Annotated in this window: 22 protein-coding genes and 2 pseudogenes; 12 read left to right on the top strand and 12 right to left on the bottom strand. The window is 58.4% G+C overall.

Features of this window, described 5'->3' with window-relative positions; genetic code table 11:
* Positions 1-59: 59 nt before the first annotated feature.
* The 4 genes from ABFB52_RS10015 (at position 60) to ABFB52_RS10030 (ending at position 2,764) form a co-directional block, all read left to right on the top strand.
* A complete protein-coding gene (locus tag ABFB52_RS10015) occupies positions 60-191 on the top strand; it encodes a hypothetical protein (protein WP_256578405.1) in 132 nt (43 codons plus the stop codon).
* Positions 192-251: 60 nt separating this feature from the next.
* Positions 252-467, top strand: coding sequence for a hypothetical protein (locus ABFB52_RS10020; protein ID WP_129973359.1), 216 nt, complete (start codon positions 252-254; stop codon positions 465-467).
* Between the two features lie 134 nt (positions 468-601).
* Complete coding sequence (locus tag ABFB52_RS10025; RefSeq protein WP_129973360.1) at positions 602-1,144, top strand: recombinase family protein; 543 nt, start codon at positions 602-604, stop codon at positions 1,142-1,144.
* A gap of 1,239 nt (positions 1,145-2,383) precedes the next feature.
* Complete coding sequence (locus ABFB52_RS10030; protein ID WP_129973361.1) at positions 2,384-2,764, top strand: hypothetical protein; 381 nt, start codon at positions 2,384-2,386, stop codon at positions 2,762-2,764.
* Positions 2,765-2,887: 123 nt separating this feature from the next.
* On the opposite strand, the gene ABFB52_RS10035 is transcribed toward ABFB52_RS10030, so the two are convergent.
* Positions 2,888-4,366 (bottom strand): site-specific integrase, encoded by a 1,479-nt coding sequence (locus ABFB52_RS10035; RefSeq protein ID WP_102688295.1) that lies wholly within the window; start codon positions 4,364-4,366, stop codon positions 2,888-2,890.
* Between the two features lie 288 nt (positions 4,367-4,654).
* Here ABFB52_RS10035 and ABFB52_RS10040 point away from each other — a divergent pair, with 288 nt between their 5' ends.
* A complete protein-coding gene (locus ABFB52_RS10040; RefSeq protein ID WP_085748512.1) occupies positions 4,655-4,975 on the top strand; it encodes a YbjQ family protein in 321 nt (106 codons plus the stop codon).
* Between the two features lie 53 nt (positions 4,976-5,028).
* Here the strand turns inward: ABFB52_RS10040 and ABFB52_RS10045 are convergent, their stop codons facing one another.
* Positions 5,029-5,307: a hypothetical protein gene (locus ABFB52_RS10045; protein WP_064594653.1), complete on the bottom strand. Its 279-nt coding sequence runs from the start codon at positions 5,305-5,307 to the stop codon at positions 5,029-5,031.
* Positions 5,308-5,549: 242 nt separating this feature from the next.
* Between ABFB52_RS10045 and ABFB52_RS10050 the strand changes: the two genes are divergently transcribed.
* From ABFB52_RS10050 to ABFB52_RS10065, 4 genes are all read left to right on the top strand, one after another.
* The gene (locus ABFB52_RS10050) at positions 5,550-5,738 is read left to right on the top strand and encodes a hypothetical protein (protein WP_085748513.1); all 189 of its coding nucleotides are present in this window, start codon (positions 5,550-5,552) and stop codon (positions 5,736-5,738) included.
* Between the two features lie 309 nt (positions 5,739-6,047).
* Positions 6,048-6,416, top strand: a complete 369-nt coding sequence (locus ABFB52_RS10055; protein WP_011333227.1) for a hypothetical protein — start codon at positions 6,048-6,050, stop codon at positions 6,414-6,416.
* A gap of 137 nt (positions 6,417-6,553) precedes the next feature.
* Positions 6,554-6,982, top strand: a complete 429-nt coding sequence (locus ABFB52_RS10060; RefSeq protein ID WP_102718269.1) for a YMGG-like glycine zipper-containing protein — start codon at positions 6,554-6,556, stop codon at positions 6,980-6,982.
* A 123-nt stretch (positions 6,983-7,105) separates the two neighbouring features.
* Complete coding sequence (locus ABFB52_RS10065) at positions 7,106-7,270, top strand: hypothetical protein (RefSeq protein ID WP_165369547.1); 165 nt, start codon at positions 7,106-7,108, stop codon at positions 7,268-7,270.
* Between the two features lie 146 nt (positions 7,271-7,416).
* On the opposite strand, the gene ABFB52_RS10070 is transcribed toward ABFB52_RS10065, so the two are convergent.
* The 5 genes and pseudogenes from ABFB52_RS10070 to ABFB52_RS10090 form a co-directional block, all read right to left on the bottom strand.
* Positions 7,417-7,797 carry a hypothetical protein gene (locus ABFB52_RS10070; RefSeq protein ID WP_102688299.1) on the bottom strand — a complete coding sequence of 127 codons (381 nt, stop codon included), beginning with the start codon at positions 7,795-7,797 and terminating at the stop codon, positions 7,417-7,419.
* A complete protein-coding gene (locus tag ABFB52_RS10075; protein WP_346836137.1) occupies positions 7,790-8,932 on the bottom strand; it encodes an RHS repeat-associated core domain-containing protein in 1,143 nt (380 codons plus the stop codon). Before ABFB52_RS10075 ends, ABFB52_RS10070 begins: the two co-directional genes overlap by 8 nt.
* Positions 8,933-9,301: 369 nt before the next feature.
* Positions 9,302-9,865: pseudogene (locus ABFB52_RS10080) on the bottom strand (type IV secretion protein Rhs); the annotation flags it as partial.
* On the bottom strand, positions 9,858-9,926 hold the full coding sequence (locus ABFB52_RS10085) for a hypothetical protein (RefSeq protein WP_346836138.1): 69 nt from the start codon (positions 9,924-9,926) through the stop codon (positions 9,858-9,860). The gene ABFB52_RS10085 and the pseudogene ABFB52_RS10080, both read right to left, overlap by 8 nt.
* A gap of 71 nt (positions 9,927-9,997) precedes the next feature.
* Positions 9,998-12,577 (bottom strand): annotated as a pseudogene (locus ABFB52_RS10090) (DUF6531 domain-containing protein); the annotation flags it as partial.
* 249 nt (positions 12,578-12,826) lie between these two features.
* Between ABFB52_RS10090 and ABFB52_RS10095 the strand changes: the two are divergent.
* Positions 12,827-13,522, top strand: a complete 696-nt coding sequence (locus ABFB52_RS10095) for an HAD-IA family hydrolase (RefSeq protein WP_085747921.1) — start codon at positions 12,827-12,829, stop codon at positions 13,520-13,522.
* A 75-nt stretch (positions 13,523-13,597) separates the two neighbouring features.
* Here the strand turns inward: ABFB52_RS10095 and ABFB52_RS10100 are convergent, their stop codons facing one another.
* Positions 13,598-14,344 carry a 3-oxoacyl-ACP reductase family protein gene (locus ABFB52_RS10100; protein WP_129974341.1) on the bottom strand — a complete coding sequence of 249 codons (747 nt, stop codon included), beginning with the start codon at positions 14,342-14,344 and terminating at the stop codon, positions 13,598-13,600.
* A gap of 125 nt (positions 14,345-14,469) precedes the next feature.
* On the opposite strand from ABFB52_RS10100, the gene ABFB52_RS10105 reads away from it, so the two are divergent.
* Positions 14,470-15,411 (top strand): LysR family transcriptional regulator, encoded by a 942-nt coding sequence (locus tag ABFB52_RS10105; RefSeq protein WP_129974340.1) that lies wholly within the window; start codon positions 14,470-14,472, stop codon positions 15,409-15,411.
* On the opposite strand, the gene ABFB52_RS10110 is transcribed toward ABFB52_RS10105, so the two are convergent.
* The 3 genes from ABFB52_RS10110 to ABFB52_RS10120 all read right to left on the bottom strand — a co-directional run bounded on the left by ABFB52_RS10110 (position 15,380) and on the right by ABFB52_RS10120 (position 18,954).
* Positions 15,380-16,108 carry an aspartate/glutamate racemase family protein gene (locus ABFB52_RS10110; protein ID WP_064378736.1) on the bottom strand — a complete coding sequence of 243 codons (729 nt, stop codon included), beginning with the start codon at positions 16,106-16,108 and terminating at the stop codon, positions 15,380-15,382. The genes ABFB52_RS10105 and ABFB52_RS10110 overlap by 32 nt on opposite strands.
* Before the next feature lie 54 nt (positions 16,109-16,162).
* On the bottom strand, positions 16,163-17,707 hold the full coding sequence (locus ABFB52_RS10115) for an NCS1 family nucleobase:cation symporter-1 (protein WP_129974339.1): 1,545 nt from the start codon (positions 17,705-17,707) through the stop codon (positions 16,163-16,165).
* Positions 17,708-18,219: 512 nt separating this feature from the next.
* Complete coding sequence (locus ABFB52_RS10120) at positions 18,220-18,954, bottom strand: phosphoadenylyl-sulfate reductase (RefSeq protein WP_007960132.1); 735 nt, start codon at positions 18,952-18,954, stop codon at positions 18,220-18,222.
* 163 nt (positions 18,955-19,117) lie between these two features.
* Between ABFB52_RS10120 and thrH the strand changes: the two genes are divergently transcribed.
* A complete protein-coding gene (gene thrH / locus ABFB52_RS10125; RefSeq protein WP_129974338.1) occupies positions 19,118-19,735 on the top strand; it encodes a bifunctional phosphoserine phosphatase/homoserine phosphotransferase ThrH in 618 nt (205 codons plus the stop codon).
* A 121-nt stretch (positions 19,736-19,856) separates the two neighbouring features.
* On the opposite strand, the gene pabB is transcribed toward thrH, so the two are convergent.
* Positions 19,857-21,200, bottom strand: coding sequence for an aminodeoxychorismate synthase component I (gene pabB, locus ABFB52_RS10130; RefSeq protein WP_129974337.1), 1,344 nt, complete (start codon positions 21,198-21,200; stop codon positions 19,857-19,859).
* Positions 21,201-21,231: the final 31 nt, after the last annotated feature.

Genomic DNA, 21,231 nt, shown 5'->3' on the forward strand with positions numbered 1-21,231 from the left:
TTCATCGACTAGCTTTGATGGTGTCGCTAACGTGGCGATAGGCTATCAAGGAGTTGGATATGGTCAACAAACGTGGTCGAGACTCTGGGAACGGGCAGTTCATCCCTATTGATAAGGCCAAGAAAAATCCGGGAACATCTACGGTGGAAACAATCCCGCCGCCGAAGAAGCCGACCAAGCCCAAGAAGTAGAAAGAGTCACGGTGAGGGTGTCGCTAGGCCCCCTCACACCGCCCCATCAAGGATGACCCCATGACCTCACAAAATCAGGCTGTAGCGATGGCCGACGCGTTAACCCTGCTGCTCCATCAGCAACACGGCATTGCCGCTGCTGTTGAAGAACTCGCCAAATGGGTTGCGAGCCAAGGGGGCAGCATTGCTGCCGAAAACTCGTTATCTGCGCTTGCTGATTTGGACTTGCACAGTCAGGCGCTGATCGATGCCATCAACACAGTGCGAAACATTTGATGTATTCATATGAGTACACCCTGTTGAACGCTTGTCGGTGAATACGACATTTGTATTCAATAGGGTTGTAAAAAGACAATGAATACATTCATACTCCTAACCTCTAGAGGCAAATGAATACAGAGGTGTGGGTTATGGCAAGCATCGGATACATCAGGGTCTCATCTGTTGATCAAAACACTGGGCGCCAGTTGGATGGTGTGGTGGTGGATGAGGTGTTCACAGACAAAGTGTCTGGTGCAACAACAGATCGGCCTGAGTTGCAGGCGATGCTTCGTCATATCCGCAAGGGGGATGTTGTCCACGTCCACAGCATCGACCGTCTGGCTCGATCACTGGAAGACCTGCTCTCACTCGTCAAAGGGATGATTGCCAAAGGTGTGGCGGTGCAGTTTCACAAGGAAGGTCTCCACTTCACTGGCGAAGCCAACCCAATGCAGGAACTCATGTTGGGCTTACTGGGTAGTGTTGCTCAGTTTGAGCGTGCATTGATCCGTGAGCGCCAAGCAGAAGGAATCCAGAAGGCCAAGGCAGCAGGCGTCTATAAAGGACGTGTGAAGACGGTGGATGACGAGGCCATTCGCAAGGCAATGGCAGAAGAGGGCGCATCGTTCCGTAAGGTGGCAAAGGCTCTTGGTGTTAGTCTGAGCACCGTGCAACGTGCCATGAAGAACTAACCTTGCTGAGACAGCCTAACAGCCCGCCTTGAGCGGGCTTCGTTGATTCTCCAGTTGTGGATAGTCTCTGATATTGCTCACCTCTGACAGCGTCTGAGGGCGATACAGGGTGTCAGGTTATTTCTACTATTCCAGTGTTTGGATAAGCCCCTATCGCACACCGTTCAACAGCGCAGGCAAGACCGAGCCAATCTTATTTTTCAGACGGAAACGCGAAAGCTGATCAACAGTGCTCAGTGAATTTTGGCGGGGGCCAGGTTTGGGAGATATTGCGGGGAGAACCACCAAATCAGCGCAAGCTTGGTGGCTTGTCGCTAGAGCTTACCGAGGTAGGCTACGAAGGTGTTGGCACACATCTTCCCACGCCCCATTGCGGAAACGTTGGTATTGACGGACGTGCACGGTCTTTTCACGCGTTACACTGCGGGTGTAGCTGTTTGGATTTTGCATGGCATTAGCCTCTAATTTACGTGAGATGTTAGGTACAGCGCACGTATCCAGAGGCGACCACTGATCAATCACTAATTGACGCAGTGGCGTCAATTAGATTAAATAGCGACCTTCTCTTTAGCCGTGCAAACGCATGTCGAAGGGGATGCGAGTGGTCACGTATCGTTTTTGCGGACTGAAACGCGGCTACTCGCAGACATCTTTCAACAGAACCGCCCCGTTGGGCGGTTTTGTGCGTCTGGCTGCATCATAATCGATTTCAAAAAAAGGCTGCAAGCCCCTCTAGTGCATTTAGAGCAATTTTCTGTGCCTGACCGCCTCGTCATTCGCCTTTGACGTCAAAAACGCTCCTATAGCCCCTCAAGAGGCCCTGAAGAGGCCCTCAAAAGGGTATTTCGAGGCGAACTCCTTCCCTCCGATAAAAGAGCTTTCTCACGAAATGAGAGTCCGAGGAGGCTTAAACCCCAACATGTAGGGTTTCGTAGGGAGGCGACCACAAGATAATGCGTTTTAGGCGGGTGTTGCAACGTACTGCCTGTGGATAACCCTGTGTAACGAAAGTGAGAAAGCAGTCAATCCGCTGGCGTTGAGCCTTCGTCACTTATTTCTGGGCATACGTCTTTTTTGCGCAAGCGAACCCTTTCACAAAAATCCTTCTATATAGAGGACGCGATCAGTGCTCGTTTCAGTGGGCGGAAATGCTCATGTCTTTTCGGTCGGTGGGCACCGTGCCATCACACGTGTTAACTGATAGCATCCGCCTGAATAACGATAAGGATGGCGGTGGCTATGGAGTATTTACCTTGGGTGGTGATGGCATTTGGTCTGTTTCTGCTGTTTGTGACGCGCCAAGTCCGTCAGCGTGGAAATGTTGCAGATGAGGCAACGTACAGCGACAACCACACTCACACTCACACGCACATTGCGTACTCCCAGCACCCGGGCAGAAGGGAGCTACACGTAAACACAAAAGATCTTAAAGATCCGACCGTTCTACATGCTCCACAAAAATCGCATGGGTCAGAGATCTGGATGCCGATCATCTTGTCCTTGTTTATTACGGGTGCGGCATTGGTTGTAATCCTGCTACCCGGCTACTACGGTGAGGCTCAGCAGAAATGGGCTTTTGGCGTAATTGGTCTGATCCTGGGTTACTGGTTCAAGAAATGATTTATTCTGTTTCCATCTCGAAATTTGCACCATAATTCTTTTCTGGAATAGCGTCGCAACATACATAGGCGAAGCAACAGATCCCTGATACCTCCTTGCAGGCACTACGCGAGATCCTACGCGTCAGTCTGTGCGGAGGTTTGGAAGCTTCGATATGGCGTCAAGCTTCTGTTTGGTCGAGGCGCCCTTTGAATAAACATCATGGGTAACTGATCCCGTCTCATGCCCCACCAACTCTTTCGCCAAAGCGTCTGGCACGTCTGCCCTGATTAGCTCGGTCACAACTGTGTGCCGGAAACTGTGAAAGACATGAAGTCTGCTGAACCCTGCTGCTGTACGTAACCTGCCAAATGCTTTCGAGATTGCGTGAGACCGTTTGCCGTAGTGGTCGTGTGAGGAAGTGGGAATAAGGAAGGTGTCGGTGCTGTCCTTAGTCAGCCGGTTAACCGTGGATAGCAGGCTTGGGTGAATTGGTACTACTCGCTTGCTCGCCTTACTTTTGGTCTTCGGGAAATCAAAGCACCGGATGCCATCCACTGTAATTACGGTGTCTTTTTTTAGTTGGCAAAGCTCCTCGATCCTCGCCCCGGTGTACCAGCCTAACTCGATGAGATCAGCTAGCGCGTTATCACCGTTTTCTAACGCAGCCTGATGTAGCTTAAGTGCATCCTCGCGTGTGTAGATTTCTCGATCTTGCCCAGCGAGTTTTGACCCTCCGCCTTGCGGTATGTCGTGACCTAGAAATGGGTTCACCTTGTCCTTGTACTCTTCTCGCCACACTGCATCGTATTTCATCGCCCATTTCCAGAACGCAGTGCCTGCCATGAGGTACTGCCCTAAAGTTGCAGGCGATCGATCCAAAGAGTTAAGCCACTTGTCCACCGTGTCGAAATTGAGAGGTAGCTCCTCACGCTTCAGGAAGGCAGACAACCGTTCCATTTTGCCCACTTGCTGATCGACATGCTTAGGGGCACCGCCACGGCTCTCTCTGAATTCACGATAGGTTTTCAGCCGACTCGTTGTGATAGGAGATTTAGGTTTGTGTGCTTTGGGATCATTGAGTATCAGTTGCGCTTCTAACTGCTCCGCCGGAGAGAGGTCGTGCATTTTTCCGAAGCGCCTAACCATGATCGCTGAAGCTATTTCACCCGCAAAATCTATCTTAGAGAACTGACCGTCTATTCCCGTTTTGGCATATACCCTCTCAGCTTGCTCCTTACGTGAGTCCAGCTCTGGGATGCGACTAAAGGATGAGAACTCGCTCTTTAAATCGAAAGGGGCTGGTTTGCTCAGATCTTCTTCACCTAAAGCTATTGCTGTTTTCATCTCGCGTACTTTTTGTGCGAGATCTTGAGCCGCTGTCGCTACCGGATCTTTCCAAGCGTCACCCCTCTCTGCTCGCTTTCCTCTTGCTTGTGCAATTGCTGCTTTCCACTTCGCTAAAATCGCAAGCCGTCGCTCCATCGCTTCGCTGCGTAACCCTGTTTGCAAGGAGCGGATAAGCACAGTCTTCCCACCCATAGCTGCACGTACATCAGCAGGGACGGCCAGCCGGACATACCAAGTAGATTCGCCTTTCTTCTGTATCAGATTGTCAGCCATAGGTGCGCCGTGGGAAGGGGGGTGATACAGTCGAGTGTACTACTCAGTTGTACTACTCGCTACGCCAAAACCCTTGAGTTACGGGCCTTAAAGGGCGGGAAGCACTATAAATTCGAATCTCTCCTTCACCGCCAAATTCGATGTAAACAAAACCCCTGGTTTCGAAAGAAGCCAGGGGTTTTGTGCATTCTGGCGTCCGGATTTTTTTGGTCACAGAGATCGGTTCGGCTTCCCTTTGCCAGGGCATTACAATCGCGGCTTTATCCGGCAAGTAAAAGGACGACCTCCATGATCATTTCCACCACCCACTCCATCGAAGGCCGGCAGATTACGGCGTATCTGGACATCGTCAGTGCCGAGTCGGTGCAGGGCGTGAATGTGATTCGCGATATGTTCGCGGGCATGCGGGACTTTTTCGGCGGGCGTTCGCAGACGCTGGAGCGGGCATTGAAGGAGGCGCGTGTTCAGGCGACTGACGAGATCAGGGAGCGTGCGCGGGCCTTGCAGGCGGATGCGGTGGTCGGGGTGGATTTCGAGATCAGCATGCCGGCAGGGAAGGGGGGCATGGTTGTGGTGTTTGCGACCGGTACGGCGGTCAAGTTGCGCTGAGCATTTGTTTCCGCTTGTGAGCCCATTCAACGGAATGGGCTCTTTGCTGACAATCAGCCCTGTGGTTTGAGCAGGATAGTGCCTTTCGAGTCATAGGTCAGCGGTGTATCGATCGCAACGAGAGGCGGGGTATCGCCTGGTTGAACTGGCTGAACCGGGTCCGGGTGGTAGATGACGCCAGGCTGCAACGGACTCGGTCCGGTCGGCTGCTTGATGACAATTTCACCTGAAGCGATCTTTTCCTTGAGTTTCTCCGCCCCGGCTTTGCCGGCGGCGATCTGTTCATCCGTGAGCTTTACAACGGGCAGTGTGGGGAATCCTTTGATTTCCATGTTCTCTCCTTGAGATTCATTGCGTACGAAAAAGGGCAGCGGCCGGTCGCCGCAAATCTTTAGCCGCGTGGGACCAACGGTTCCTCAATGTGTTTAATTTCCTTAGGCCATTCGTCGGGCTTCGGGTGATCTGAATCACAAGTCCAGGAATGACCGGCTAGTCTCAAAAGCCTTGGAGGTCGATATTTTTTCAGGCAAAAGGGTTTGCCGGTGTCGGCCCGCATTTGGAAAGGGGTGAAGAGATGACTGATCCGTACATCGAAGACGACGGGGCTGAGTTTTCATTCAACAATTGCGTGCGCTGCGGCCAGACGGAGTATCAGGCCGGATTCGGTGAGGATCCGGTGCAGACCGGCAAGATCAAGTCCACGGCACCCAAGGGGCCTAAAGCAAAATTTCTGCCCAAGGTGACGGCACGTTCCAGGAAGTAATCCGGATGCCACACGGCCCCGCCATTGAGCGGGGTTTTTTGTTTCTTTTATTTGAGAAATGCCCTACAGAAATTGCAAATTCGTTTGGTTTCTTTCACAAACTTTTCACACCCGGCTGAGTAGGGTGAAGCCATCCGTTAGAAAGCAAGTCTCCAGCCCGTCTCCCCAGCGGGCTTTTTTTTGCCTGCCATAAAACCTTTTCCATAATCGCTGTCCAATCGGCGCCAAGTACGCGGCGACGCTGGACATTGCCGCGGCAACAGCATTCAATCTGCGCCCTTTTTTATTCCTTCTGTTGAGGTTCTCGTCATGCGTTTAACTCTGCCTGCTCTGGTTCTGGGGCTTCTGGTTGCTCAAGGTGCAATGGCTGGCGACGGTACCGCCGCACTGGGTGGCGGTCTGGGCGGCGCGCTGGGTAACGTGGTTGGCCAGAAAATGGGCGGCAGCAACGGCGCGGCCATTGGCGCTGGCCTGGCCGGCGCGGCTGGCGGTGCGTTGGCAGCGAAGAAGGGAGCCCGCACAAAGGCGGCTATTGGCGGTGGTGTCGGTGCAGCGGGTGGTTCGATCATCGGCAACAGCCTGGGTGGCAAGAACGGTGCGACTATCGGTGCCGGCTTGGGCGGTGCTGCTGGCGGCGCAGTGGGCAGCAACTTGTCCAAGGGTCACAAGCGTCACTGATTGCGAATGCATGTCTGAAAAGGCCCGGCTTTATGCCGGGCCTTTTCGTTGCTGAACGTTTTTCTCGAATTCGCCTCCAATGCCACATAGCCCCCTCCGCGGGCGAACCGTCCCGATCCGGGACCTGTGAGGTCTGTATGCGCTCGACTTTAACTGCAACTGCGTTGGTTATAGGACTGCTCGTGGCTCAAGGCGCCATGGCTGCCGGCGATGGTTCCGCGGCTGTCGGTGGTGGGCTGGGCGGTGTACTGGGCAATGTGGTCGGCGGACAGCTCGGCGGCAGCACCGGTGCTGCGGTGGGTGCCGGCGTTGGCGGTGCGGCCGGTAGTGCCGTCGGAGCGAACAAACGCAATCGCACGGAAGCCGCCATTGGCGGTGGCCTCGGCGCCGCAGGCGGTTCAGTGGTCGGCAACAGCCTCGGCGGCTCCACCGGTTCGACCATTGGCGCAGGGTTGGGCGGCGCAGCGGGTGGTGCGGTCGGCAACAACCTGGGTGACGATGGTGGCAAGTCGCACTCTGGGGGCGGCCACAAGCACAAGAACAAACACAAGAACCGTCATCGTTGAGTGACCGGTTCTACGGAAACCCGGCTTTATGCCGGGTTTTTTGCGCCTGCGCGTCATGCGCAGGAACGAATGGCGACCATACTTTTCGAACGTCCTATACGAACGCGATTGACGAGGTGCGCCATGACTCCGGAAACCGAAGGCAAGGAAGAGAAAGGCCCGAGCGGATTGCCGTTTATCAATGATCCGGGGAATGAAGATCCGGGGTCGTTGATGGATGATGCGACGGTTCCGCTTTTGGAGGGTGAGGACGAGCTTGAGTATGAGGATTTTGATGATGATGAGTGATAGGGTACTCGCCTTGTTGAACTTGGTGTGCGCCTACTCGACAGCCTTATCCTCCCGGACCTCAATGCGCCGCGGCCAATTGGTCAACGCTGACTTCCCTGTCCGCACCAATGCTTGTGGAGCAGCGGTCTAATCCCTGCCATTCGCTATCGAACAAACGAAACATCAATCCTGTCCGCGTTAATTTTGACAAATTGCCCATTTAGATGTGGAAATTCGTAGTGGATATCCTGATCAGTAAAATCAACTAAAGACCGGAAAACTTCGCCATCCAGGTAGCCATAAATCTCACAGGGGAATCCGCTACCGAGCATCTTGATCTGCGTTTTTTCGCATTCTGAAGGTGATACACATTCTTCATCAGATAACACCATTTCGAACTCAACTTCGTAAGTTTTTCCCACCTCAATTTCTGAAGGGCTGTAGCTTACGAAACATCTGACCGCTGTGCCCTCCACGACCAGCAAAATAGCTTCTTCTACATACGGGTCTATTTCGACAACCAGTGCTTTGTACGTCTTAGTCATGAGCGGGTCTCACTGTTTTATCTCGTGCATTACCATTGATTGTCCGCCAAAACTCTTTCCCACTTTTGGTGTGTAGAGTCGTAATTTCATCATTGGTGTTGGTGCCAACGAAAGCGAATTTCGCTTCACCTTTTCGGTTAGTCCCCATCAACTGGATATACCCTGCTCGCAGCTCTCCCTTGTATAAGTACTCCACACGCGTGCCTTGATTCACAACGCCTCGCGCGGTGAGTAAGTACTCTTCGTTGCTCATCGCTTTGAATTCGGCGCCATGCTTTTCAAAATGCCCGGTAAGCTTTTCATCACTCCCAAAATTTTCGGGTCGAGATTTTGGCTTTGGAATCAGCGGCTCACCTTCGTCAACAACCGAGCCACCCACCCCATCCGGCACCGAACAACCCGGCTTGTTCGGCGGCGGACAGTTGGACGTCAACCCTAACGGATCCACCCACCCCGTCGGATTCGGCACGTACCGGTACTGATTCAGCCCACCCGCCAGCTTCACCGGATCCGGCGTCAGATACCGTCCCACGTCCGGGTCGTAGTACCGGTGCCGGTTGTAATGCAGCCCGCTTTCGTCATCGAAATATTGCCCCTGAAAGCGCAGCGGCTGGTTCAGGTAGTCCTCGGTCGCCAGTTCCAGCGAGGTGACCTTGCCGTAGGCGCTGTATTTGGCTGACCAGACGATCTCGCCGCTGTAGTCGGTCAGTTCCTGCGGGGTGCCGAGGTGGTCGAGCTGGTAGTAGAACGGGCAGGCGCGTTTCGGGCCTTTGCCGTCGAGCATGGCCAATGGGCGGAAGGTGCCGGGTTCGTAGATGAAGCTGCGGTGCTGTTCCTTGCTGCTTTCGGCGATCAGGTGGTCGCCTTGCCAGAAGAACTCGGTGGTCTGGCCGTCGACGGTTTTGCGGATGCGCCGGCCGAAGGCGTCGTATTGGTAGGTCGCGGTTTTGCCGTCGGGGCGGGTCAGGCCGATCAGGCGGTGCTGGCTGTCGTAGCGGTATTCGGTGACAAGGGTTTGCGCGCGGCCGCGGCGTTCGCGGATCAGGTTGCCGAAGGCGTCGTAGTCGTAATGACGATCGCCCTGCATCAGCAGGCGATTGCCTTTGATCTGTGTCGGACCGGGGCGATCCTGCATCAGCAGGTTGCCGGCCGGGTCGTGGGCGAAGGTTTCCGGCAGGTCGTCGCGGGTATGGCGTACACGGATCAGCCGGTCGAGGGCGTCGTAGGTGTAGCTGCGCTGGCCGTGGCGGGTGTCGGCGATGTGTTCGAGATTGCCCTTGGCGCTGTAGGCAAAGTCGCGGCGGTACAGCGCGCTGCGTTGATGGCCTACGGCGTGGGACTTCAAGCGGCCCTGTTCGTCGTAGGTGTATTCGCTGAGCAGCAGGCCCTGCTGGCGCTGCTGTTCGCGGCCGTTCTGGTAGACGTGGCGGGTCAGCAAGGCACCGTTGAGGTCGATCGCCGTCAGCGCCCCGCCCTTGGCGTAGTGGTAATCGAGTTTGCTGTTGTCCGGCAGACGCAGGCGGGTGAGCTGGCCGCAGGCGTCGTAGGCGTAACGCAGGGTGCCCCAGCCCTGATGCTCGCGCACCAGCCGGTCCTGCAGGTCGTATTCGAAGGCCAGCGGGTGATCCTGGCCGTCATCCACGCCGACCAGCCGGCCGAGACGGTCATAGCGGTAGCTGACCTCGACCCCGTCCGGCAGGGTCTTGAGCAGCAATCGCCCGGCGCTGTCGCGCTGGTAAGTGGTGACCAGCGTGGTGCCGTCGTCGCCGAACTCGGTCTTCTCCAGCAGATGACCGTTGCGGTCGTAGGCATACGCCGTGCGCCGACCATCGAAGCCGGTTTCCTGTCGGATCAGTCCGGTGGGCGTGTAGTCCAGCCGATACTTTTCGCCGGACTCGTTCTCGATTTCCGTCAGCAGCAGCTGCGCATGGTCGTAGCGGTACTGGACTCGTGTGCCGTCGGGGTTGATCCGTCGGCTGACCAAATGCAGGTCGTCGTCATACTCGTAGCGGGTGATCCGCCCCAGTTCATCGCGTTCGGCGGTGATCTGGCCGTAAGCGCTATAACTGAAGGCTCGAGTGGCGCCATTCGGCGAGGTGGTCTGGATCAGCCGGCCAACGGCATCCCACGCGTGGTAGGTGACCGCACCATGCTCATCCTGCGCAGTAATCCGTCGTCCCTGCAGGTCGTAGGAAAACTTCCGAACCCCACCGTCCGGCAGGCTTTCCTCGACCAGTTGCCCGAGGTCGTTCCACACGAACACATGGCGACCGGAATCCGGATAACGGATCGACAGCAACCGCCCCTGCGCGTCGTAGTGGTAATGGGTGACATGGCCATCGGGATCGACCGCTTCGGTGATGTCACCCTGGGCATTGCGCCGGTACGTCCACACCGCATCGCCACGTGAGCGGCTGTGCAGGAAACCGTTGCGGTACTCGTAGGACGTCGGCGCATCGTCCGGCGGAATCAGCGCGATCAACCGCCCGGCGTCGTCATAGCGGTACTCGGTGACCGCGCCCAGCGCATCCTGCTCGGCGACCAACCGACCCGCGGAATCGTATGCCTTGAGCTGTTCGCCACCATCGGCGGCGACCTGACGCACCAACCGCGCGGTGTCGTCGTGGACGTAAGTTTCCTCAGTCCCATCGACGTACTGCACGGTGACCCGGCCAGCGTCATCCCAGACGTAAAGCGTGTCCATCTGCGAAAACGACGCCCAGTGCCGCACACAGCGCGCCGCCTTGCCGGCACGTTCCCATTCCCAGAAGAAACTCGCACCGCCGGCCAGTTGCCGTTGCAGGATGGCGTGCTGGTCGTCGTAGTCGTAACGCTCGCTTTCGCCGACCGCGTTCGCCGCCTCGATCAACCGATGGCGGGCATCAAAGCGGTAGCTGGCCAGCGTCTGCTCGGTGCGCCAGGTCGAATCCCGAAAAACCTGATAATCGACCGCGACCAGATGCGCCCGCTCATAGCGCAGCAACAAGGAGCGACCAGCGCCGTTGTCGAGGCGCTCAACGCGATCCAGACGGTCCCGCGTAATACGCAAGCGGTTGCCGTACGCATCGCTGACCGCCGTCAGACCCCCAGCCCGAAAGTGATAAAACCGCGCCGCGTCCCCCGCCAGCGCAACAATCAACTCCTCCGGCTCATCCCCGAGAAAGATCGCCGCCCGCGACAGGCTGTTGTGTATCGCCGGCCGCTCGACACTCGGCAACGGAAACCGCGTGCGCCGGTTCTCGTGGTCCACCCAGAACACCGAAGCGCCCTCGACCTCCAGCCGATGCGCCAGCGAGTGACTCCAGCCAAACCCTAGCCCGACATCAATCTCGGCCGCGCTGCTGCGGTACAAGCGGCTGAACTCGAACGGCAACAGCCCATCGAGCACACCATCGGTGAGGGTCAACAACTCTTCGCCGGTGACCATCGACACCGGACAGCCATTGGTGCAGGTCCGCGGCGCACAATCGGCACTGTCACCGTTGGGATTTTTCGCCTGATCCGAAGCATCATCGCGAGGCTCATGCCGCTCCATTCGCGTCATGCCATGGGACTTGTCGCGGGCAATGGCCGCCGGATTGGGCACCTTCAGCACCAGCGCATCCGCCGTGCGAACCTCCAGCGGAATAGCCGGTGTCGGCCGCAACGGTGCCGGACCCGCATTGACCATCAGCGGTTTCAACGCGCTCGCATGCCGGGTCAGATCAGGCGCGGAGGTCAGCTCCGCCAGCCGCAACGCCGAAGCCGCCAGCCATTCCCGCGCACGCGGTGACTTGATCTTGCCCATTACTTTGGTGCTCAACCGCAGCGGCACACCCATGCCACCCGACACACACATCAGAAGAAAACTGACCAGCAGCTCAGCGCGAACTTCGGCCACCACCTCGGCCAGATACTGCGGCGGCAGCATCTTCAGCCAACTGGTAAAGGCCGCCAGATAAATGAACAGCAACGGCTCATCGCCGAGCATCAGCAGGCCATTGGCGATGGCCTCGGAGGACGCCGCAAGCAAGGCATCCAGTTCAGCGCTGGACAGGTACTGCAGAAGCTTTTCGCTGTTGGCCTGCAAGTCTGCAAGCAGGGCAAACAGCTGCTTCACGTCGTCCCAGACGCCATTCAGGGCGGATTCAAAACCGTGCCAGTCAGCCTGTTGCAACTGCCCGTAACGCTCGGTGAAACCGGCGCTGGAAAACGCCGTCCACTGCGGTTGAAACCCTTTCCATTCCTCACGTAACCAGCCTTCCAGACCATCGATGAGGCCTTGATACGAGGCGTATAACGTCCGGATATGCGCAGTGGAAACATCGGGAAAGAAGGTGATGCGATAACGCTGGCCCCGGTCGCAGTCGTCGACCTTGAGAATGCCACTGGGGCCGATGGTGTAATGCAGTGGATCGCCGAAACCCAGAACACCGTCGACATCGGAAATGACCGGTTCAAGGGTCACCGGCGTATCGCCGATCGGCACAAACCGCGCGGCTTCGAACATGTGCACCAGCGTCAGGGAGCCGCTGGCGGAACACATGGCCACGGAGGAACTGATGGGTTTGCGGCTGGCAACCGGTGCACTGAGCCGGACATCGTTGCCGACCTGGAACACTTGCTCGACACCCAGCGCGGTGCCCGTCCAGAACTGCTCGGCCCAGGCGTCATAGTTGTTGAGGCAAAGGCGAAACTCCTGAAACAGCTTTTCGACGTCGGGCTGATCAGGGTTCAGCGCAGCGACCACCAGCAAACCAATGCTGTTGTTCAGTTTCAGGAGTTGGTCAGATGGAAGCATTCGCAGTCACTCGCGCGCATCAGGGGAATGGCGCGAAACTTTGCGGGGGATCAAACAGGAAAGAAGTCAGCCGAGTAGGCGATGTCTGTAGGGCGATTCTCTAAATGTGCGAGAGGGCGTTCGGCGGACAACCGACATTGCCCGTTGCTCAACCTTGGCCGGGCTCGTTATGCTGCTGAACCCTTTAATCAGATCCGAGCAGCGGCGCTATCCACGCCGCCCGGGATGTCTTTGATAACGGATCCGATGATGAATGCACCGCTGAAGGCGTTCGGCCCGATCAAGGCCGTGATTTTCGATATGGACGGTTTGCTGCTGGACACCGAGGGCATCTACACCGAGGTTACCTCGCTGATTGCCGAGCGGTACGGGCGCACTTTCGACTGGAGCATCAAGCAGAACATCATCGGGCGTGGCGCCGGCGATCTGGCCCGTTATGTGGTCGAGGCGCTGGACCTGCCGATCACCGCCGAAGAGTTTCTGGTGATCCGCGAGCCGCTGATGCGCGAGCGTTTTCCCACCGCGCAAGCGATGCCGGGCGCCGAGGAACTGATCCGCCACCTCAAGGCGCACAACATTCCGATTGCCGTCGGCACCAGTTCGTCGCGCCAGTCTTTCGGTCAGAAAACCACCTTGCACCGCGACTGGTTCGCGTTGTTCGACTTCATCGTCACCGCTGACGACCCGGAAGTCGGCGCGGCCAAACCGGCGCCGGACATCTTCCTCACCGCCGCGCGCCGCCTGGGTGTAGCGCCGGAAGATTGCCTGGTGTTCGAAGATTCGCCATTCGGCGTGACGGCAGCGAAAGCAGCCGGCATGACCGCCATCGCCATTCCCGATGCCGCCATGGCCGATGAAAAATACGCACACGCCGACGGAATTCTTCGTACGTTGAAGGCGTTCACGCCGAGTGCGTGCGGATTGCCAGCGCTCAACTGGGCCTGATCAAACCGCAGACAAAAAACGCCGCCCCTCTGTCAAAGGAGGGGCGGCGTTTTTCGTTATCGACTATCTGATCAATCAGGCGCCGAAACCACCGTCGATGGTCAGGCTGGCACCGGTGATATAGCCGGCCTCCGGGCCTGCGAGATAGGCGACGAAGCTGGCGATTTCCTCTGCCTTACCGTAGCGACCCACCGCCATCAGCGGGATCAGGCTGTCGGCGAACTCGCCGTGGGCCGGGTTCATGTCGGTGTCGACCGGGCCAGGCTGCACGTTGTTGATGGTGATGCCGCGTGGGCCGAGGTCGCGGGCCAGGCCTTTGGTCAGGCCCACCAGTGCGGATTTACTCATCGCATACACGCCGCCACCGGCGAAGGGCATGCGGTCGGCGTTGGTGCTGCCGATGTTGATGATGCGCGAGCCTTCGCCCATGTGTTTGGCGGCTTCCTGGCTGGCGATGAACACGCTGCGCACGTTGATTGCCAGGGTCTGGTCGAAGTCTTCCAGTTTGAAGTCTTCCAGCGGGGCGACGGCCAGTACACCGGCGTTGTTGACCAGGATGTCGAGGCGGCCAAAGGTTTCGACAGTGGCGCTTACCGCGTGGCGAATGGCACCGGCGTCGGCGCTGTCGGCCTTGATCGCCAGGGCTTTGCCGCCGGTAGCGGTGATGCTGTTTTGCAGTTCTTCAGCCTTGGCGGCGGAGCTGACGTAGGTAAAGGCAACCGCGGCGCCTTCAGCGGCCAGGCGTTTGACGATGGCGGCACCGATGCCGCGAGAGCCGCCTTGAATCAGAGCGACTTTACCGCTGAGGTGTTGAGTGGTCATGTTCGATCTCCAGAAGTTTCAAGGCAGGCTGCCTTGGTGTGGTGTCGAGTATCTGCCCCTCGCCAATAGGCGGGTAGACCGTGGTTGCTATAGTCTGTGTAAACCAAAAGTTTAGAGTGGCGGCCATGGAAACCTTCAGCAGTATCGAATGCTTCGTGCGCAGCGCCGAAGTCGGCAGCTTTGCCGAGGCCGCGCGCCGCCTGAGCCTGACACCGGCCGCCGTGGGTAAAAGCGTGGCGAAACTGGAAGCGCGCCTCGGCGTGAGGCTGTTCCAGCGTAGCACCCGAAGATTGACCCTGACGGAAGCGGGGCAACTGTTTCTGAGTGAGGTCAGCGGCAGTCTCACCACCATCCAGAATGCAGTGAACAATCTGGCCAGCGCCGGCGGTCAACCGGCGGGCACGCTGAAAGTCAGCATGGGCACGGTGTTCGGCCGCTTGTACATCGTGCCGTTGCTGGGGGAGTTTCTGAAAAGATTTCCGGCGATCAACCCGGACTGGCATTTCGATAACCGCCAGGTCGATCTGATCGGCCAGCGTTTCGATGCGGCGATTGGCGGTGGCTTCGAACTGCCCCAAGGCGTGGTGGCGCGCAGGCTCACACCGGCGCATCGGGTGTTGGTGGCTTCCAAGGATTATCTGGATCGATACGCGCCGATCAGCGAGCCGGACGACCTCAAGCTGCACGACGGCATCCTGATCCGCTCACCGCAGACCGGTCGCGTGCGCTCCTGGCAGTTGACGCATCGCACCCGGCAACACAGCCCGCTAACCCTCAAGGCACGAATGACCATGAGCGATTCAGAAGCCGCCTGCGCCACGGCGGCGCAGGGGTTGGGGATTGCGTTGGTGAGCATGCCGTTTGCGGTCGGCTATCTTGAGGCGGGGACGTTGCAGCGAGTCTTGCCCGACTGGTACGTCGACGACGGCAACATCTCCATCTATTACGCCGAACACAGATTGCTGCCGGGCAAGACCCGGGCGTTCGTCGATTTTGTCATCGAGCAGTTTTCAACCCTGGGCCTCGCCGAGCGATTCAACGCGCAAAACGTGCTGGCCAGCCGATGATGGTTTTCGGTCGAGGCGTCGCATAGGTTCGCACCTTGGACGTCGACAGGCCCAGTCGCACCAGCGATTCGGCGATGGTCACGGCCGCTGTGACACCGTCCACCACCGGCACGCCAGTGCGCTGACGGATCTTCTCGTCGAGCCCGGCCATGCCGCCGCAACCGAGGCAGATCACTTCGGCTTTATCCTGAGTCACCGCCAGTTCCGCCTGATGCACGATGGCTTCCAGCGCCCGCTGCGGTTCATGTTCCAGCTCCAGAACCGCAAGACCACTGGCGCGCACCGAGGCGCAGCGATCCCACAGGCCGGACAGTTTCAGCCGATCCTCGATCAGCGGCACGGTGCGATCAAGGGTGGTGACCACCGAATAGGCGTGGCCAAGAAACATCGCGGTGCTGGCCGCCGCATCGGTGATGTCCACCACCGGCACGTTGAGTAATTCCTGCAAGCCTTCGCGACCGTGTTCGCCGTAGCCGGCCTGGATCACCGCGTCGAACGGCTGGTCGTAGGACATCACCCGGTCCATCACGGCGATGGCGGCCAGGTAACTTTCGAAATTGCCTTCGACTGAATCGGCGCCGAAGTACGGCGTCAGGCCGACAATCTCGGTGCCGGGGGAAGCGACAGCCTGCGCCGAACGGGCGATGGCCTGGGTGATGGATTCGGTGGTGTTGACGTTGACCACGAGAATTCGCATGGGAAGTCCTTATTACGGTTGGTTCTGCGGCCCCGCGAAGGGCCGCCAAAAGATTCAGTGGCTGACGTTGTCGACGGCGATGGCTTCACCGTCGACGTCGGCGTAGTGCGGCTGGCGTTTGGCGATGATCAGGTAAAGCATCCCGGCAATGCCGGCGCCGATCAGCCAGGAGAAGGGCGAAACGAGGTGGAAGCCCGGCACCAGAGCCAGGACGATGGCGATCAGCGCGGCTGGAATGAACGCCGCCACAGCCCGCAGGTTGATCCCGCGGCTGTAGTAATACGCGCCGTTCGGGTTTTCGCTGTACAGCTGCGGTACGTGGATCCGGCCTTTGCGGATCAGCCAGTAGTCGACCATGATCACGCCGTACAACGGGCCGAGCAGGGCGCCGAGGCCGGACAGGAAATACACGATCACCAGCGGGCTGTTGTAGAGATTCCACGGCAGGATCAGCACCGCAATCGTCGCGCTGATCAGCCCGGCGCGGCGGAAGGTCAGGTATTTCGGCGCCAGATTGCTGAGCACGAAGGCCGGGGCGACGAAGTTGGCCATGATGTTCACCGCCACGGTGACGATCAGGAACGCCAGGCATCCGAGTACCAGAAAGAACGTGTTGGGAATCGACGCAATGATCTCGGTCGGGCTTTCGATGATCCGGCCGTTGATCTGAAATTGCGCGCCGCACAGCAGGACGGTGATCCCGGCGAACACCAGAATATTGACCGGCAGGCCCCAGAAATTTCCGATCTTGATCGTCTTGCGGCACGGCGAAGAGCGGGCGAAGTCGCAGAAGTTGAGGATCAGCGTCCCGTAGATCGCCAGCCACAAAGCGCCGCCGGCAAAGATGTTGCGCCACATCTCGCCGCCGGTCAGTGGTTCGCGGATCGACCAGGCGATGGTCGCGTTGGCCTGGGTGTACATCCACGCGGCGAGGCAGGCGACGGTCAGCAGAATCACCGGCCCGGCAAAGGCTTCGTAGCGGCGGACCATTTCCATGCCGTAGGCGAGGATCGCCAACTGCACGAACCAGATCGCCACGAAACACACCCAGCCCAGGCTCGACAGGCCGAGGATCGAGTTGTGGTCGTAGTCGGCGAAACCGGGATGGATTGCCGTGAGCAACACGCGAAACACCACCGACGCCAGGTACGTCTGAATCCCGAACCAGGCGATGGCGATCACCGCCCGGATCAATGCAGGAATCTGTGCCCCGTGAATGCCGAAACTGATCCGGCTGATCACCGGAAACGGCACCCCGGTTTTCTGCCCCATGTAGCCGGACAGGTTCATGAAGAAGTACACCAGCGCCGCGCCGATCCCCAGCGACAGCAGAATCTGCCAGCCACCCAGGCCCAGGGCGTACAGACCGATGGCAAACGAGTAGTTGGCGATGTTGTGCACATCGTTGGTCCACAGGGCAAAGATGCTGTATTTGCCCCAACGCCGTCCTTCGACCTTGGTCGGCGCGAGGTCACTGTTGTGCAGACGCGGGCTCAGTTGCAGCGGTTCGGCGATGCCATCACCGCGCACGCTGTGGTCGAGGGGTGAAGAGGCGGGCAGATTCAGCGCGATGTTGTTATTGGAGAGACTCGTACGCATTCCGGCAGGCTCCTGATGTTCGGGCCACGATGACTGTGCATGAGCACTCGGGCTCGGCAGATCTTCGTCGCGGCGGTGAAAACATCACTGGTTACGGGGCATCTGCAGCCTGTACGGGATAGGGCGCTTCAGGCTTGCGGATCGAAAGTGTGGGTTCATGTTTTGCGGTTTTGTATACAAAACATGTATGCACTAAAGCCAGATCTGTGCCAGCCGGCGATCTATGAAAATCACCGCTGATTTCGAAAAGTTATTGAAGAGCGCTAAGTCGCTGAAATACGGACGATATAAATTGACCGTTCGAACAGGTATTTATTTTTCGGGAGGGATTCTGGCGGGCGCGGGGAAAGAGTGTTTCTGTAGCGTGATGTAACTTTTCAGGGCGCAGAAACGAAAAGTGCACACATAAATGGCACCGATGGTGACATTCGTGTGTACACATTTTTCAAAGCGGGTAGAGAACACTGTGGGAGCTGATTTGCTCCCACAGTCGCATCATCGGGGCTGGGAATTTACGCCTTGCTGATGATGTTCCCGGCATGCAACCCGCATTCTTTCTGGGTCGCTTCTTCCCACCACCAGCGACCTTCGCGCTCGTGCTGGTTCGGCAGGACAGGGCGGGTGCACGGTTCGCAGCCGATGCTGATGAAACCGCGCTCATGCAGGCTGTTGTACGGCAGCTCCAGCATGCGGATGTAGCCCCAGATTTCCTCGCTGGTCATCTGCGCCAGCGGGTTGAATTTGTACAGGGTGCGCTCCGGGGTGGAGAACGCTGTATCGATTTCCATCACCGCCACGGCGCTGCGGGTGCCGGGGCTCTGGTCGCGGCGCTGGCCGGTGGCCCAGGCTTTGACGCCGGACAGTTTACGGCGCAACGGCTCGATCTTGCGGATGCCGCAGCATTCGCCATGGCCGTCCTTGTAGAAGCTGAACAGGCCTTTTTCCTTCACGAACGGTTCAAGTTTCGTGTAGTCCGGCGAGACCAGTTCGATGTCGATCTTGTAATGCTCGCGCACCTGATCGATGAAGCGGTAGGTTTCCGGATGCAGGCGGCCGGTGTCGAGACTGAACACCTTGACGTTCTTGTTCAGCTTCCAGGCCATGTCCACCAGCACCACATCCTCGGCGCCGCTGAAAGATATCCACAGGTCATCGCCGAACTCGGCGAACGCGAGTTTGAGGATGTCCTGGGCGGATTTGTTGGCATAGGTCGTGGCGAGTTCCACGACGTCGAACGTTGGGCTCATCAGGGCGGCTTCCTACAGGTCGGTGGCGCTGGGCGCTCTATATGGCGGCGATGTTAACAAAAAGCAACGCCCGCCGGGGCGGCCTCTGCGTTGCGCGCTCCAGGTCGAGCCGCTAGAGTTCGGGCTCGCTCGACTCAATAAACATTACAAACGGGAGTGTCTTGTGGAAATCGCCTGTCTTGATCTTGAAGGGGTGCTGGTGCCGGAAATCTGGATCGCCTTCGCCGAAAAAACCGGAATCGAATCGCTCAAGGCCACCACCCGGGACATTCCCGACTACGACGTGCTGATGAAGCAGCGCCTGCGCATCCTCGACGAGCATGGCCTGAAGCTTTCGGACATCCAGGAAGTGATCGCCACCCTCAAGCCGCTGGACGGCGCGGTGGAGTTCGTCAACTGGCTGCGCGAGCGGTTTCAGGTGGTGATTCTGTCGGACACGTTCTACGAGTTTTCCCAGCCGCTGATGCGTCAGTTGGGCTTTCCGACCTTGCTCTGCCACCGACTGATTACGGATGACACCGGGCGGGTGACCAGTTACCAGTTGCGTCAGAAAGATCCGAAACGTCAGTCGGTTCTGGCTTTCAAGGGCTTGTATTACCGGGTGATTGCGGCGGGGGATTCCTACAACGACACCAGCATGCTGGGCGAAGCGGATGCGGGGATTCTGTTCCATGCGCCGGATAACGTGATTCGCGAGTTTCCGCAGTTTCCGGCGGTGCATACGTTTTCCGATTTGAAGCAGGAGTTTCTCAAGGCTTCGAACCGCGACCTGTCCCTGTAATCACATTCCTTGATCGTTCCCATGCTCCGCGTCCACTGGGACGCGGAGCGTCACGGGATGCATTCCCACGCGGACGGTTCGACGCCTCGACGTGGGAACGATCAACGTGGGGCGCTTCTAGTTAAAGGGTTTGCAGGGTTTCGAGCAAAACTCTGACCTTGGTAATCGATTCCTGATACTCCGCCTGCCAGTCCGAATCGGCGACGATCCCGCCACCGCCCCAGCAGCACACCTGTCCATCCTTCACCAGCAGACTGCGAATGGCGATGGAGCTGTCCATCTCGCCACGCACGTCCAGATACAGCAAAGAACCGCAATACAACCCACGTCGGGTCGGTTCCAGTTCGTCGATGATCTGCATCGCACGAATCTTCGGCGCGCCGGTGATCGAACCGCCAGGGAAGCTGCCGGCGATCAGGTCCAGAGCGTCGCGATCTTCCGCCAGTTCACCGGTCACGCTGCTGACCAGGTGATGCACGTTCGGATAACTTTCCAGACTGAACAACTCCGGCACCCGCACCGAGCCGATGCGGCAGGTGCGGCCCAGGTCGTTGCGCAGCAGGTCGACGATCATCAGGTTTTCCGCGCGATCCTTGGGGCTGGCCAGCAGTTCGGCGGCGTTGGCCGCGTCTTCGGCCTGGGTCGCGCCACGGGGGCGGGTGCCCTTGATCGGGCGGGTTTCCACCTGACGCTGGCTGACTTTGACGAAACGCTCGGGCGACAGGCTCAACACTGCGTTGCCGTCGGGCAGGCTCTGGAAACCGGAAAACGGCGTCGGGCAGGCCTCACGCAGTTTGCAGTAGGCCAGCCATGGATCGCCCTGGCACGGCGCGCGGAAGCGCTGGGCGAAGTTGACCTGATAGCAGTCGCCGGCCTGGATGTAATGCTGGATACGCTCGAACGCCTGACGGTACTCGTCGGCTGAGAGATCTGCCGCCATCGGGCTGCTCAGCTTGAACGGAGTCAGTTCGGCGCCCACCGGTTGGCTGAATACATCGATCAGCCGTTGTTTCTCGCTGGCGCTGACCGAAGGGTGAAATACCAACTGGCTGGTTGCCGATTGGTGATCACTGATCAAGGCCCAGTCGTACAGCCCAAAACGCGCATCGGGCAATTGCAGGTCATCCCGGGCCTGGCTCGGCAGGTTTTCCAGATGCCGGCCGAAGTCGTAGCTCAGGTAACCGATCAGGCCGCCGGCGAAGGGCAATTCGTACCCATCGGGCAATTGCGCGTCGCCCAAGCGGGTCAGATTGTCCCGCAGACGTTGCAGGAAATCGTCGCCGCGCTCGTCCGGCAACACCGCCAGTTGTTCCAGCGGCCAGGCGCTGAGCAGGTCATAACGGCCACGGTCGGCACTCGGCCGGCCACTGTCGAGCAGCACGGCGCCGGGCGCATGGCGGACGGCCGCGAAATAGTCGGCAGGGTTGGCGCGGTAGGGCAGCGGGTGTACGGAACAGGTCAACATGGGCGGGGCAGATCGGCCATCGAGGCGGGGT

The organism is Pseudomonas sp. 9.2(2024), assembly GCF_039695385.1.
Taxonomy (GTDB): domain Bacteria; phylum Pseudomonadota; class Gammaproteobacteria; order Pseudomonadales; family Pseudomonadaceae; genus Aquipseudomonas; species Aquipseudomonas paraglycinae.